This is a genomic window from Micromonospora sp. NPDC005206, assembly GCF_040608175.1.
Taxonomy (GTDB): Bacteria; Actinomycetota; Actinomycetes; order Mycobacteriales; family Micromonosporaceae; genus Micromonospora.
Genome location: NZ_JBEXHU010000024.1, coordinates 85475 through 99068 on the forward strand (window position 1 = coordinate 85475; position 13594 = coordinate 99068).

The following is a 13594-nucleotide window of genomic DNA, read 5'->3' on the forward strand; positions in this document are numbered from 1 at the left end:
TCAGCTCCCGGTCCCGATGGCGCTCGCTCTCTCCTGGATCGCCTTGGCGGTCGCGGCCGGGTCCGCATTCTGCTTGCACAGCTTCTCGGCCTCAAGGTCGAAGGCAGCCGCGATCTGCTCCCAGGTCGTGATCGCCGGCGGCGCCTTGGCGCTCTTGAGCTGCTGGCCGAACGTGGTCAGGAACGTGTCGCCGGACAGCGTCGGGTCGTTCCAGGCCGACTGCACCGCGGGCAGGTCCTTGACCGCCTGGTACCACCTGACCTGCACCTCGGGCCGGCTCAGCCACTGCACGAACTTCCAGCCGCCGTCGCGGTTCTTGGCATCCTTGAAGACCGCGAGATTGCTGCCGCCGATGAACGAGGTCGACGACTTCTTCGTCGGCATCTGCGCGACCGCGTACTTGTCCTTGAAGCCGGCGCCGCCCTGCTCCTCGACGATGCCCATGTGCCATGGGCCGGAGATGAAGGAGCCGATCTCACCCTTGACGAAGCCGGGCTCGAGCGAGCCGTCCGGCAGCGCGGTCGGGGACAGGCCCTCCTTGAAGAAGGACTGGTAGTAGGCGAGCGCCTCGGTCATCTCCGAGGTGTCGAAGCTCAGCTTGTCGGCGCTGGCCACGTCCGCGCCGTTGGACCAGGCGAACGGCAGGACCGACTGCCAGCTGCCGGTCTTGCCGGGCTGGAGGTTGAGGCCCCACTTGGCGCCGGCCTTCTCCTTCATGCCCTTGGCCATGGCCTTGAGGTCGTCCCACGACTTCGGGCCGTCGGGAAACCCGGCCTTGGTGGCCAGGTCCTTGCGGTAGTAGATCAGCCGGGTCTCGACGTACCAGGGGACGCCGTACGAGGTGTTGTCGACGATCGTGGTGTCCCAGGCGCCGGGGAAGAAGTCGTCTTTCTTGATGAGGTCCGGCGGGGCCGGGTCGAGCGCACCGGTCTTGGCGAACTCGCCCTGCCAGGTGGTACCGATCATCGACACGTCCGGCGTCTGCTTCGCGGCGATGGCGCTCGCGATCTTCTGGTGCGCCGCGTCCCAGGGCACCGCCGTCACGGAGACCTTGGCGTCGGGGTTCTCGGTGGAGAACTCCTTCGCGAACTCGGCGAGCTTCTCGCCTTCGGTGCCCATCGCCCAGACGGTGATGTCCCCGCTCGCCTTTCCCGCGCCGACGGACTTCGCCTCGTCCTGGCCGCCGCCCGAGTCACGGCCACAACCGGCCAGCGCGACCGACGCGGCCAGGACGACCGCGGCCGCGGCGGTTAACCGCCTACTTCTCATCTCGTACCTCCGGAGGTTGGTGGTTTCGATGGGTGTGAGCTACTCACCTGCCGGTACCTCCGGTCGGAGGCGCCGAGCAGCCGCAACTGCCGCGCAGGACGAGTTCGGTGGGCAGCACGAGACTGCCCGCAGGAGTGTCGCCGGGCTTGTCGGCGGCACGCAGGATCAGCCGGGCCGCCTCGGCGGTGAGCTCGCGTACGGGTTGCCGGACGGTGGTCAGGGACGGGGTGACGAGGGCGGCGGCCGGCACGTCGTCGAAGCCGGTGATGACCAGGTCCTGCGGCACCCGCAGGCCCCGGCCGAGCGCACCGACCAGCACGCCGAGGGCGATCTCGTCGTTGGCGCAGACCACCCCGGCGGGCCGGGGTGCGTCGCCGCCCAGCAACTGGTCGGCGGCGAGCAACCCGTCGGCCTGCTGCATGCTGACCGCGACCGGCTCGTTGGGCGGCTCGATGCCGAGGTCGTGGTGCGCCCGCCGGAAGGCGGCCCAGCGTTCGTTGACGTCGGGCGAGCCGGCCGGGTTGCCGACGAAGGTCAGCTCGCGCAGGTCGTGGTCGGCGAGCAGGTGACGGGTGAGCGCCAGCATGCTGCCGGCGTTGTCGGCGCGTATCGAGGGGATGTCGCCGGGCCCCTCGCCGGCGACCACCACCACGGGGACCATCCCGGCGAGCCGGAGCAGCGCCCCGTCGGCGATCGTGCCACCCATGACGGCGACGCCGTCCACCCGGCGGCCCATCTCCAGCACCTGGTCGTCGGAGTCGGAGCGCAGGTGCGTGCAGAGGATGTGCACGCTGGCCCGCGACCCCACCGCCTCGGACTCGAAGCCCTGGATCAGCTCGGTGAAGTAGGGGCCGGACAGACCGGGGAAGACCAGACCGAGGGCGCCGTGCCGGCCGGCGGCCAGGGCTCGGCCGAGGTGGTCGGGGCGGTATCCGTGCTTCTCGATCGCCTCTAGCACCCGTCGCCGCATCTCCTCCGAGACCTGGCCGGTGCCGTTGGAGACGCGCGAGACGGTCGCCACGGAGACGCCGGCGAGCCTGGCGATCTCGCGAACCGTCATACGGCTGTTGCCCATCGCTCCCTCAATCCGTAACCGGCCTCACAGAAACCGGTTTCAGGCGACCATAGGCAGCCGCGACGAAGTTCACAACCCTCGGGTCCACAATCTCCCGTGCGAGGAGGCCTGCCCCTGTGGGGCTCGAGAATTGGGTTACATCGGCTGACCTGCGGTTCGGCACATGCTCGCCGCCGGCGTGGCCGACACGATGGCGGCCATGACCGCGTCCCTTCTGTACCTGCTGCTTCGGCAGGTCCTGCAGATGTTGACCCAGATCGTCCGCGATGGCGGGGCCAAGGATGTCGAGATACTTGTACTCCGCCACCAGGTGGCGGTGCTACGCCGAGAGGTGCACCGCCCCGATCTCGAACCGGCCGACGGGGTGGTCCTGGCCGCCTTGTCGCGGCTGCTGCCCCGCCCGCTCTGGGCGGCGTTCTTCGTCACCCCAGCGACCCTGCTCCGCTGGCACCGACAGCTGATCTCGCACTGGACCTACCCGCACGCCCGGCCCGGCCGGCCACCGGTCGACCAGCAAGTGCGGGAGCTGGTGCTGCGACTCGCCGCGGAAACCCGACCTGGGGACACCGCCGGATTCAGCCCCGGTAAACGTGTCAGCCGGCCTTGACGTCCTCCCAGCGGGGTGGGCGGCGCTTCAGGTACGCCCGGACGCCCTCCCGAGCCTCGGCGCTGCCCATCGCGGCCCCGGCCTCCCGGGCCGAGATCGCGCCCCAGGCATCCGCGGGGGCGTCCGCCACCTCCCCGAGCAGCGCGACGGTGCGCCGCAGCGCCACCGGTGAGGTGCCGCCGAGCGACGCGACGATACGGTCCACCTCCGCCGCCAGGTCCGCGTCCTCGACGACCCGGCTGAGCAGCCCGGCGGCGAGAGCCTCCGCGGCGCTCCGCTGACCGCCGGTGAGCAGCCAGTCCCGGGCACGCTTGTCCGGCATCACCCGCAGCGCGTCCACTAGCACGAGCGACGGCACGACCCCGATCGCCAGCTCCGGCAGCAGGAACCGCGCCGAGCTCGCAGCCACCGCCAGGTCGCAGCGGCTGACCAGGGAGACACCGAGCCCGGCCGCGACGCCGTGCACCGCCGCGACCGTCACCTGGGGCAGCGACCCCAGCGCGTCCAGCATCGCGACATGCCCCGCGAACACCGCCTCGCACTCGGCCGGGCCCAGCTCGCCCAGCTCCCGGAACTCCGCGATGTCCCCGCCGGCGCAGAAGCTCGGACCGAGGCCGCGCAGCACGAGCGCGTCCACGTCCTCGTGGCCCGCCATGTCGTCGAAGACTTCCCGCAGCGCCGCGACCATGTGCCGGTCCACCGCGTTGCGGCGGTCCGGCCGCGCCAGGCTCACCCACGCGCAGCGGCCCTCGATCTTCACCTCGACCATCAGCGTGCCTCCCCCGCCAGCAGCCCGTGCAGCAGCAGATCGCTGAGCTGCACGCCGATCGCGTCAGCGGAGAGCCGTCCACCGGGCCGATACCAGCGGTACGTGGAGTTCAGCATGCCGAGGATCGTCAGCGTGTCGACGCGGTCGTCGGTGACCCGCAGCTCCCCCGCCTCCCTGGCCACCCGCAGCAGCTCCTGGATCCCCGCGGTGTAGCGGTCGCGCCGCGCGATCACGGCCGCCTTCGGCTCGGGGTCGAGGTACTTCAGCTCCTCGCTCACCACCGCCATTGAGTGGTGGTAGTTGTGCAGGATCCGGAAGTGCCCCACCACCATCCGGGCGAGCGTCTGCGCGGCCGAGCCGGGCGTGTCGAGCACCGCGCCCTGCATGGCGATGCCCTCCTCCACGACCGCGCTCTGGATCGCGAACAGCACCTCCGCCTTGTGGCCCACGTGATAGAACAGCGCGCCCTTGGTCAGTCCGGCCGCGTCGGCGAGCTCGCGGGTGGCCGTGCCGTGGTAGCCACGGGTGCTGAACAGCTCGGTCGCCGCGTGCATGATCCGAGCCATCGGCTCGTCGGAGTCCGCGGTGGACCCGACCTCGGGCACGCCCTCGACCCAGCTCGCCGGTTCGCCTGCGGTGTCGGCGCCCGGCGGCAGCAGGCCGCGGAGGAACAGATCGCTCACCACGCGGGCAATGGCGTCGGGCCGGGAGTTCCGCCGCGGCCGGTACCAGCGGTACATCTCGGTGAGCGCGCCCAGCACGCCCTGTGCGAGCAGCCTTACGTCCCCGCGCACGAACACGCCAGACTCCATGCCGTCGGTGAGGATGTCCCGCAGCACGGCCTCGTACGTGTCGCGTCCCCGGTAGATCTCCTGCTTCTTATCCTCCGGTAGGTGCTTCCGCTCCTCCATGAAGACGCGGATCTCCTGCGTGTGGTTGGCGACCACGTTGACGTGCGTGCGGAGCATGTGCTCGAAGCGCTCCACCGCTGTGCCCGCCCCGGTGACCTCCTCGAACACGGTCCGGTTCAGGAAACGGTCGTGGATCTCGAAGAGGATCTGCTCCTTGCTCGACATGTACCGGTAGAGCGTGCGCTTGGTGACCCCGGCCGCCTCGGCGATGTCGTCGGTGGTGGCGCCGTGGAACCCGCGCTCGTCGAACAGGCTGGTCGCCGCGTCGAGGATCGCGCGACGGCGCTGCTCCTCCGCGAGGGCACGGCGGGACGTCCGCGGAGCCTGCTCGGTGGCTACCCGTATGTTCATGCTGCTCGTCCTACCACGACGGCCTGACCAAGAATGTCCCCGTACCGACCGCCACGAGCGCTCCCGTGTTCGTCGTCACCTCGGCCCGGGCGGTGGCGACGGACCGTCCCGCCCGGATTACGGTGGCCTCACACTCCAGATCCTCGTCAACGACCGGCCGTAGGTACTGCACGTTGAGGTCGATCGTCGGCGCCGACCGCGGATGGATCAGCGACGAGACCGCCCACGCCATCGCGACATCGATGAGCGTAGCGGTGACCCCGCCCTGGAGCACGCCGAGGTGCTGCCGGTGTACCTCCCGGAACGGCAGGCAGACCACCGCGGAGCCGTCCCCGCAGCGCTTCATCGTCATCCCGAGGTGGGCCGGCAGCAGCCCCGGGGCGAATGCCTCCACCTGCTGCTCCTCCAGCGAGCTCACGTCTGCGCCTCCAGGAACCGCTTCCGCAGCAGGTACCGCTTGATCTTGCCGCTCGCCGTCATCGGGAACACCTCGACCAGCTGGATATGCCGCGGCGCCTTGAACCGGGCCAGGTGTCCGAGCACGAACTCCCGCAGCTCCTCCGGCGACACACTGGTGCCGGGCAGTAGTTGCACGTACGCGACGCCGACCTCCTCCAGCCGCGCGTCCGGCACGCCGACGACCGCGGCCATCGCGACCGCGGGGTGGCGCAGGAGGGCGGTCTCGACCTCGATCGGGTCGACGTTTTCACCGCCGACCTTGTACATATCCTTGATCCGGCCGCCGTACCGCACATACCCGTCCTCGGTCAGCGCCGCCAGGTCCCCGGTGCGGAACCAGCCCTCGTCGTCGAGGACGGCCGCGGTGGCCTCCGGCTTCTTGTAATAGCCGAGCATCACCGGGTGCCCGCGGACCACCAGCTCGCCGCTCTCCCCGGCCGGCAGCGACTCGCCGGCCGGCCCGACGATCTTCACCTCGAACCCGGGCAGCGGGTACCCGACCGTGTCTCCCCGCCGCTCGAACGGGTCCTCGATGCCCGCCAGCGTGGTGATCGAGGTTGTCTCGGTCATCCCGTACACGTTGATGGCGGGGCTGATCTTCTCGGAGACCAGCCGGATCAGGTCGCCGGTGCCCGGCACGAGGCAAAGGCGGACCCGGGACAGGTCCCGGGAGGGGAACGTCGGGTGCTGCAGCTGGTCGTAGTACATGGTGGCGACGCCGTACACAACCGTGGCGCGCTCGCGCTCGATCAGCTCCAGCGTCTGCGCCACGTCGTACGACCGCTGCAGCACGATGCGGCCGCCCGCGTACATGAAGCTGAGCAGGGCCGCGGCGCCGAAGACGTGGAACAGCGGCAGGTACAGCACCAGCGTGTCCTCGGACGAGATCCGCATCCGGTCGGCGGCGTCGCACATGTTCCGGATGACCTTGTGCGAGTGCATCGCGCCCTTGGGGAACCCGGTCGTCCCCGAGGTGTAGAGCATCAGCACCACGTCGTCGGCGTCCACGGTGGACAGCCGTGCGGCAAGGTCGGCCTCAGAGGTCTCATCCGCCCGCGCGAGCAGATCGTCCAGCGGCAGCGCCCCCTCCGGGCAGCCCTCCCCGGCCACGACGACCGTGTGCGCGCTGACCCGGTCGTCCCGGAGCACCGCGAGCGCATCGGCGGCCAGGTCCCGGTCCCGGATCCGGTCCCCGACGACAAGGATCACCGAGTCTGACTGGCCGACGACGTACGCCGCCTCGTCCACGGTGAGACCGGTGTTCACCGGCACGAGCACCGCGCCGATGCGGGCCGCCGCAAGGTAGAAGCAGACCCATTCCAGCCGGTTGCCCATCCAGATCGAGACGCGGTCGCCGGAGGAGATGTCGAGCGCCATCAGGGCCCGGCCGTAGCGGTCCGCTTCCGCGGAAAGCTCGCGGTACGTCAGCCGCCGCCAACCGTCCACACAGGCCTCGCGGTCGCCGGACCGCTCGATCGCCCGCTTCAGCAGAGCGCCGATCGTTACCCCGGCCATGTCCTGGGTCATCACACCTCCCATAGAGTCCGGCGCGCTCGCGCTCACCGCGAGCACCGCGCGATCACGTCGCCGTAGGCCGCGATGCTCGCGAGCACGTCGGAGTGCTGGAGCCCCGGCCACTGCATCCGCAGGCCGAGGAACGACGTGTTCACCTCGGCGCGGTACCGCTCGACCTGCTCGACGCACCGATCGACGTCCCCGAGCACGAACGAGTCCCGGGCCATCTCGTCGAACGAGCCGACCTCGTGACCCCACCGGGCGTACGCCGCGTACTTGGTCTCCAGCGCCGGCCGGGCGATCCGCACGGCGTCGTCGTAGCTCGCCGCGCAGTACGCCTCGCGCAGGATCGGGAACTGCTTGTCCTCCGCGCGCACGCCCTCGGGCAGCGCGTCCCGATACCACTGCTGGCGCTCGACGATCGTGCCGATCGGCAACTCGGGCGACACCAACCACTCGTCTCCGATGCGCGCGGCCTGGGCGACGCCCTTCGGTCCGGTGGCCCCGATCCAGAACGGAGTGGCCTCCCGGTTCGCGGGCAGCAGCCGGAGCCGGGCCTCGTTCAGCTCGACGCCGTTGCCGCTGTACGTGACCGGCTTGCCGCTCCACAGCTGTCGAAGCAGCTTCACGGTCTCGGCGAGCCGACCGGCCCGCACCTTCCGCGGTACGCCGAGCGCCTGGAACTCCTCCTCGCGGTACCCGGCCCCGGCCCCGACGATCAGCCTGCCGCCGCAGAGCACGTCCAGCGTGGCGAGCTCCTCGGCCAGCAGCACCGGCGGGTACATCGGTGCCAGCAGCACTGCGGTGCCAAGGGACATCCCCTCGGCCTCCGCGGCGACCCGGGAGAGGAACGGGATCGGCTGGAGGAACTGGAAGTCCGCGAGGAAGTGCTGGGTCACCCAGATCGAGCCGAACCCGGCCTCCCGCGCGGCCCGCACCTGCTCCAGCGCCTGGCCGAGCTGGGCCTGCGGGTCCTCGCCCTCCAGGAACTGGCCGGCCAGCAGATACCCGAACTTCATTGCTACTCCTCTCGCTGCGGGACACGCAGCGTGGCGGGCCCCCCGGTCGTGCGCTCGATCGCGCCGAGCACACCCTGCATCTGGCCCGCGGCGGTGAAGCCGCCGTCGACCGCGATCTCCGCGCCGTTGATGTAGCTCGACCCGTCGGAGCACAGGAACGCGACCAGCGCCGCCACCTCCTCCGCCCGCCCGCCCCGACCCAGTGGGGTGAGGCTGGCGAACGCGTCGAGCATCGCCTGGGGCGCGTCGCCGAGCATCGGCGTCTCAATCAGTCCCGGGTGGACGGAGTTGACCCGGATGCGGGACGGGCCGAGCTCCAGCGCGCCGACCTTGGTCAGCCCACGCAGCGCCCACTTGCTCGCCGAGTACGCGGAGGCGGAGTATGCCGTCAGCCCGGCGATCGAGCTGACGTTGACGATCGACCCGCCACCCGCACGTCGCATCGACGGGACGCAGGCGCGCATCCCCAGCAGCGGGCCGGTGAGGTTGACATCGAGGACGTGGTTCCAGTCGCCGAGGTCGATCTCCATCAGCCCGACGCGGTGGCTCACGCCGGCATTGTTCACCAGCGCGCGCACCGGGCCGAACGTCCGCTCGGCGAGCTCCACGGTGCGCGCCCAGTCCGCCTCGGACGTGACGTCGAGGTGGGCGTAGATTACCTGGTCCCCCAACTCGTCCGCGAGATCCTCGCCCACTGCGTCGAGTACGTCGGTGAGCACGACCGCCACGCCCTGCCCGGCGAGCAGACGCGCCTCGGCGGCCCCCTGCCCCCGGGCGGCGCCAGTGACGATCACGGTTCCGTCCACTCTGGTTCCTCTCATGTTCCGAAGTACATCGCGGCAAGCTCGCGGTCGCCGGTGATCTCCGCGGTCGGGCCCTCTCTGACGAGCTTTCCGTCGGCGAGGAACACGACCCAGGAGCAGACGCTGCGGATCACGTCGAGGCTGTGCTCGACGAGGCAGATCGTGGCGCCCTGCGCGACGGTGTCCCGCAGCAGCGCGAGGATGCGTTCCCGCCCGGCGGCGTCCAACCCAGACATGGGCTCGTCCAACAGGTAGCAGTCGGCCTTCGTGGCGAGTAGCCGCCCCATCATGAGCAACTTCTGCTCGGCGTACGACATGTCGCCGGCGTTTGTGTCGGCGTGGTGGGCGATGCCGAGGTACTCCAGCATCTCGTCGGCCCGGGCCAGGCGCTCCCGCTCGGGTCCGTGCTTGCCGCCGAGCACCACGCCCGGGGTGAGCAGCCGCTCGTCGCTTTTCGGGGTGAGCGCAAGGAGCAGGTTTTCCCGCGCCGTCATGCCGCCGAACAGCCGCATCTCCTGGAACGACCGGACAATTCCGCCCCGCGCCCTGGCGTCCAATGGGGACCGGGTGATGTCGCGTTCGCCGAAGTACACGCGGCCGGTGTTCGGGTCCAGCAGCCCGGAGAGCAGGTTGAACAGCGTGGTCTTGCCGGCGCCGTTCGGACCGACCAGGCCGGTGATGCTGCCCGGCCGCAGCGTCAGCGTGACGTCGTCGACCGCGGTGAGGCCGCCGAACGAGATCGACACACCCTCGCACCGCAGTGCGTCGCCGCCAGAACGCCCGTCGACCGGGGAGGCGGCCTCGGGGAGCAGGATCGACTCCTCCTCCCGCTGCCTCGAGACCACACTCGCCGCCGGAGTGGACGCGGCCTCCCGGCGCCGCCGGCCCGCGATGCCCTGCGGCCGGAACAGCAGGAACGCGAGCAGCAGCAGCGAGAACGCGAAGCCCTTCACCGCGCCGACGAGCGTGTCCGGCAGGTCGAGGTAGGTGAGCGCCTCGGGGATCAGCAGCACGACCGCGGCGCCCACGAACGGCCCCCACCACACCGCGAGCCCACCGATGATCGTCAGCGACAGGACCTCGATTGAGCGGTCGAGGCCGAAGTCGGCGGTGCTGATGTACCGCACCTGGACGGCGAACAGCGCGCCTGCCATCCCTGCCAGCGCCGAGGAGAGCGCGAACGCCTTGATCTTCGCGGCGGGAGTGGCCTTGCCGAGCGAGCGGGCCGCCAACTCGTCCTCCCGCAACGCCTTGAGCGAGCGGCCGAACGGCGAGCGCACCACGCCCCGTAGGAGGGCCGCGACCAGCAGGCAGAAGACGACGGCGAGGGTGGCAACCTCCTCGGGCGTGATCAGCACCGCCCCGAGGAGATCCGGCCTCGGGATGCCGATCAGGCCGCCCGCTCCGCCGGTCAGCTCGGAATTGCGGATGATCTCGATGGCCCCGACCTGGAAGGCCAGCGTGAGGATCACCAGGTACACGTCGGTGACCCGTCTGGCGGCGATGCCGAGCATCATGCTGATCAGCGCGCACAACGCGCAGGCGGCCAGCAGCGCGGGCAGGAATCCCCAGCCCGCATCGCGCATCAGCAGGCCGGTGGTGTACGCGCCGAGGCCGAAGAAGGCGCCGTGTGCGATCGAGAACAGCCCGGCGTTCCCCATCAGCAGGTTGAACGACATCCCGAGGATGATGAAGATCGCCAGCAGCGCGATCAGGTTGCTCAGATAGAAAGCCATGCTGACGCGGCCCCTTCTGTGGCGACGGCGGCGGCCGCGGTCATGCCGACCGCAGCGTGTTGCGGGTCAGGCCGTTCGGCCGGATCACGACGAACAGGAACAGGACCGCGAACAGGACGAACTCGGCCCAGTGCGTCGGGAGCTGGTAGACGGCTAGGCTCTCGACGAGCCCGATCAGGACGCCGCCCAGCAGCGCGCCCGGCATGCTGCCGACGCCGCCGATGACCAGCGCGATGACCGCCTTCACCAGCAGGTCGAAGCCCATGGACGGGGTGACGGGGTTCTGCACGGCGAGCAGCACCGCGGGCAGCCCCGCGACCACCGAGCCGGCCAGGAACACCCACACGTACGTGTGCTGGAGCCGGATGCCGAGGGTCTCCGCGCGGTGCGGGTTGTCCCCGACGGCGCGGAACGACAGCCCGACCGCGGTCCTGGTCTGGAGCAGGTACAGGCCGGCGAACGCCGTGAGGCTCGCCGCGATCACCAGCAGGTCGAACGTGCGAATCAGCAGCGGCCCGAACGAGGCGTTCCACGACATGAAGTCCGAGGGCGGTGTGGGCTTGGGGTCGGTGCCGAAGAGCAGCACCAGCAGGTTCTGGCCAAGGGTCAGCACCGCGAGCGAGGCGACGAGGAAGACCATCTCCCCCGCCCGGCGGCGCCGCAGCGGGCGGTAGATGCCGAGCTCGATCAGCACACCGATCGCCCCGGCCGCCGCCAGGGTGATCACCGCCGCGAGCAGCGGGTGGACGCCGTGGCCCTGGAACAGCCACCAGAACGTGTACGCGGAGCCGACGAGCGTGAACCCGTGGGCGAAGTGCAGCACGCCGGTCGTCGAGATGATCAGGCTCATGCCGTACGCGAACAGGCCGTAGAGCAGCCCGATGATCGCGCCGTTCTTGGCGAGCTGGAGGAGCAGGTCCATGGTCGTCCCTCGGTTCAGGGGGTCCCGCCGCCCCGCCCCTGGGGTGGGGCGGCGGGAGATGGGTCGGCTAGGGCTCGATGGTCGCGACGGCCTTGTCCTTGGCCGGGTTGTCCGCGGTCGCCGCGATCTGCTTGAGGATCACCGGCTTGCGGACGGTGCCCGTGTCAGTGAACTCGGTCGACTTCTGCAGCGGCAGCGGGAAGCTGTCGGTGTCGCCGATAGCCTTGAGGATGTTCTCCCCGGTCACCGGCTTGTTGGCGGCGCGCAGGCCCTTGACCAGCTCGGCGAAGAAGAACGCGCTGTCGTACATGTAGACGTCGTAGGAGAGGCCGGCCGGTTCGCGGTTCTTCTCCTTCTTGAACCGTTCGACCAGTGCCGCGATCTTCGGGTCCTCCGCCGAGGTGTTCGCCAGCGTCGTGTAGACCAGCCCGTCCATCGACGAGCCGGCCGCGGTGCGCACCGCCACGGCCTCGCCGAGCCCCGCGTAAGTGGTGAGGGGAATCGTCGAACCCTGCTCGCGCAGCGCCTTGAAGATGACCGGCGCCTCACCGAGCAGCGCGTGGATGTGGATGGTGTCCGGCTTCGCGGCGAGCACCTTCGCGACCTGCGCCGAGGCGTCGACCGCGTCCTGCCGGATCGACTCGACCGCGACGACCTCGCCGCCGGCTTTCTCGAACGACTTCTTGTAGACCTCCGTCGCGCCCTGCCCCGTCGCGTTGTCGACGTGGATGATTGCGGCCCGCTTCTTCTTCTGCGTCTCGGCCATGTACGTGCTGACCGCGGCGACGTCGTTGGAGGCGAGCGGGAAGAAGTTGCGCAGGTTCTCGCCGGCGCCCTCCAGCTCGGGGCTGTTCGCGCCGCTGTTAATCAGCGCGACGCCGACGTCCTTCGCGGCCGGCACCATCGCCTTGACGACCGCGCTCCACGCCGTGAACACGACCGGCGCCTGCTCGACCGAGGTGAGCTTGTTGAACGCCCTGAGGCCGACGTCGGCGGTGCCGGCGGTGTCCTCGGTGACGAGCTCGATCTGGAAACCGTCCGCCTTGTACTGCTTGTTCGCGTCCTCGACGCCGTACTTCACGAACGTGACGAAGTCCTGCCCCAGCGCCGCTTGACTGCCGGACAGCGCCATCGCGACGCCCATCTTGTACGTCGTCACGCCGTCCTTGGTCACGGAGGCGTCGCCGCCCTGGGCGGCCCCTCCACATGCCGAGGTACCCAGTGCGGCCACCGCCGCTATCGCGACCAGCCGCCGCCGACCTGCTCCGAACTTCACGGCTTCTCCTCTCAAGGTGGGCCGGGCGCAACCAGGCCCGGGTGGTGCGCGTTCAGAAGAGCTCTGCCCAGTCCCTCGTCTCCAGCTGCGCCGGAGTCCCCGCGAAGACGAGGGCGCCCAGCTTCAGGACGTACGCCCGGTCGGCGACGCCCAGCACCCGCTTGATGTCCTGCTCGACGACCAGGACGCTGGTGCCGAGTTCCCGGTTCACCGTGCGCACCGCGGCGAGCACCTCGTCGACGAGCACCGGGGCGAGGCCCGTGGACGGCTCGTCGAGGAGCATCAGCCGTGGCTGGGTCATCAGCGCCATCGAGATCGCGAGCATCTGGCGCTGCCCGCCGGAGAGCGATCCGGCGCGGTCCTTCGGGCGATGCTTGAGGATCCCGAAGAGGTCGAAGACGAACGCCTTCGTCTCGGCCAGCGTGCTCGCCGAGGCGCCGCGCTTGCCGCCGGTGGCGGCGGCGAGCGTGAGATTCTCCTCGATCGTCAGCGAGGGGAACACCCCCTGGCCCTGCGGCACGAGACTCATGCCCGCGACCGCGGTGGCCGAGGGCGGCCGGCCGGTGAAGTCCCCGCCGTCCAGGGCCACCCGGCCACCGGCGGGCTTGACCTGGCCGGTGACCGAGCGCAGCAGGGTCGTCTTGCCGGCCCCGTTGTGCCCCAGCAGGGCCACCAGCTCGGCCTCGCCGACCGTGAGCCCGACGCCCCGCAGGACGGTGTGCTTGGCGTAGCCGGCGGTCAGGTCCGCGACCGCCAGCACCGCCGGTCGGCCCGGGCCGTCCGGTGCGTCATCGGTCCGCACCTGGGCTCCCCTCGTACTGGATGTCACGTGGCTACTCCTCTTTGGAGACCTGTAACGAGCATCACATTGATACTGACCGG

General features: G+C 70.3%; 13 protein-coding genes. 1 reads left to right on the forward strand and 12 read right to left on the reverse strand.

Annotation, left to right across the window (positions count from 1 at the left end; all coding sequences use genetic code 11):
* Both ABZU69_RS30635 and ABZU69_RS30640 read right to left on the reverse strand, forming a co-directional pair.
* Nucleotides 1-1269 (reverse strand): sugar ABC transporter substrate-binding protein, encoded by a 1269-nt coding sequence (locus tag ABZU69_RS30635; protein ID WP_354967780.1) that lies wholly within the window; start codon nt 1267-1269, stop codon nt 1-3.
* Nucleotides 1270-1312: 43 nt separating this feature from the next.
* On the reverse strand, nt 1313-2344 hold the full coding sequence (locus tag ABZU69_RS30640) for a LacI family DNA-binding transcriptional regulator (protein ID WP_354967781.1): 1032 nt from the start codon (nt 2342-2344) through the stop codon (nt 1313-1315).
* Nucleotides 2345-2543: 199 nt separating this feature from the next.
* Between ABZU69_RS30640 and ABZU69_RS30645 the strand changes: the two genes are divergently transcribed.
* Nucleotides 2544-2951: a hypothetical protein gene (locus ABZU69_RS30645; RefSeq protein ID WP_354967782.1), complete on the forward strand. Its 408-nt coding sequence runs from the start codon at nt 2544-2546 to the stop codon at nt 2949-2951.
* Here ABZU69_RS30645 and ABZU69_RS30650 read toward each other — a convergent pair.
* The 10 genes from ABZU69_RS30650 to ABZU69_RS30695 form a co-directional block, all read right to left on the reverse strand.
* Nucleotides 2938-3720 carry an enoyl-CoA hydratase-related protein gene (locus ABZU69_RS30650; RefSeq protein WP_354967783.1) on the reverse strand — a complete coding sequence of 261 codons (783 nt, stop codon included), beginning with the start codon at nt 3718-3720 and terminating at the stop codon, nt 2938-2940. The two genes, ABZU69_RS30645 and ABZU69_RS30650, sit on opposite strands and share 14 nt — an antisense overlap.
* Entirely contained in the window at nt 3720-4982 is a 1263-nt protein-coding gene (locus ABZU69_RS30655; protein ID WP_354967784.1) for a TetR family transcriptional regulator, read from the reverse strand. The genes ABZU69_RS30650 and ABZU69_RS30655 overlap by 1 nt, the downstream gene beginning before the upstream one ends.
* 10 nt (nt 4983-4992) lie before the next feature.
* Nucleotides 4993-5400: a PaaI family thioesterase gene (locus tag ABZU69_RS30660; protein WP_354967785.1), complete on the reverse strand. Its 408-nt coding sequence runs from the start codon at nt 5398-5400 to the stop codon at nt 4993-4995.
* Nucleotides 5397-6968 (reverse strand): AMP-binding protein, encoded by a 1572-nt coding sequence (locus ABZU69_RS30665; RefSeq protein ID WP_354967786.1) that lies wholly within the window; start codon nt 6966-6968, stop codon nt 5397-5399. The genes ABZU69_RS30660 and ABZU69_RS30665 overlap by 4 nt, the downstream gene beginning before the upstream one ends.
* 32 nt (nt 6969-7000) lie before the next feature.
* Entirely contained in the window at nt 7001-7975 is a 975-nt protein-coding gene (locus tag ABZU69_RS30670; protein WP_354967787.1) for an LLM class flavin-dependent oxidoreductase, read from the reverse strand.
* Nucleotides 7976-7977: 2 nt separating this feature from the next.
* Entirely contained in the window at nt 7978-8796 is an 819-nt protein-coding gene (locus ABZU69_RS30675; protein WP_354967788.1) for a glucose 1-dehydrogenase, read from the reverse strand.
* Entirely contained in the window at nt 8793-10514 is a 1722-nt protein-coding gene (locus ABZU69_RS30680; RefSeq protein WP_354967789.1) for an ATP-binding cassette domain-containing protein, read from the reverse strand. The genes ABZU69_RS30675 and ABZU69_RS30680 overlap by 4 nt, the downstream gene beginning before the upstream one ends.
* Nucleotides 10515-10554: 40 nt before the next feature.
* A complete protein-coding gene (locus ABZU69_RS30685) occupies nt 10555-11436 on the reverse strand; it encodes a branched-chain amino acid ABC transporter permease (RefSeq protein ID WP_354967790.1) in 882 nt (293 codons plus the stop codon).
* Nucleotides 11437-11503: 67 nt separating this feature from the next.
* A complete protein-coding gene (locus ABZU69_RS30690) occupies nt 11504-12712 on the reverse strand; it encodes an ABC transporter substrate-binding protein (protein ID WP_354967791.1) in 1209 nt (402 codons plus the stop codon).
* Nucleotides 12713-12764: 52 nt separating this feature from the next.
* A complete protein-coding gene (locus ABZU69_RS30695; RefSeq protein ID WP_354967792.1) occupies nt 12765-13514 on the reverse strand; it encodes an ABC transporter ATP-binding protein in 750 nt (249 codons plus the stop codon).
* Nucleotides 13515-13594 lie beyond the last annotated feature (80 nt).

Bases quoted from the DNA above. Each gene is read 5' to 3' on its own strand.
- ABZU69_RS30635 (WP_354967780.1), bottom strand. From the start codon at position 1,269: ATGAGAAGTAGGCGGTTAACCGCCGCGGCCGCGGTCGTCCTGGCCGCG.
- ABZU69_RS30640 (WP_354967781.1), bottom strand. From the start codon at position 2,344: ATGGGCAACAGCCGTATGACGGTTCGCGAGATCGCCAGGCTCGCCGGC.
- ABZU69_RS30645 (WP_354967782.1), top strand. From the start codon at position 2,544: ATGACCGCGTCCCTTCTGTACCTGCTGCTTCGGCAGGTCCTGCAGATG.
- ABZU69_RS30650 (WP_354967783.1), bottom strand. From the start codon at position 3,720: ATGGTCGAGGTGAAGATCGAGGGCCGCTGCGCGTGGGTGAGCCTGGCG.
- ABZU69_RS30655 (WP_354967784.1), bottom strand. From the start codon at position 4,982: ATGAACATACGGGTAGCCACCGAGCAGGCTCCGCGGACGTCCCGCCGT.
- ABZU69_RS30665 (WP_354967786.1), bottom strand. From the start codon at position 6,968: ATGACCCAGGACATGGCCGGGGTAACGATCGGCGCTCTGCTGAAGCGG.
- ABZU69_RS30670 (WP_354967787.1), bottom strand. From the start codon at position 7,975: ATGAAGTTCGGGTATCTGCTGGCCGGCCAGTTCCTGGAGGGCGAGGAC.
- ABZU69_RS30675 (WP_354967788.1), bottom strand. From the start codon at position 8,796: ATGAGAGGAACCAGAGTGGACGGAACCGTGATCGTCACTGGCGCCGCC.
- ABZU69_RS30680 (WP_354967789.1), bottom strand. From the start codon at position 10,514: ATGGCTTTCTATCTGAGCAACCTGATCGCGCTGCTGGCGATCTTCATC.
- ABZU69_RS30685 (WP_354967790.1), bottom strand. From the start codon at position 11,436: ATGGACCTGCTCCTCCAGCTCGCCAAGAACGGCGCGATCATCGGGCTG.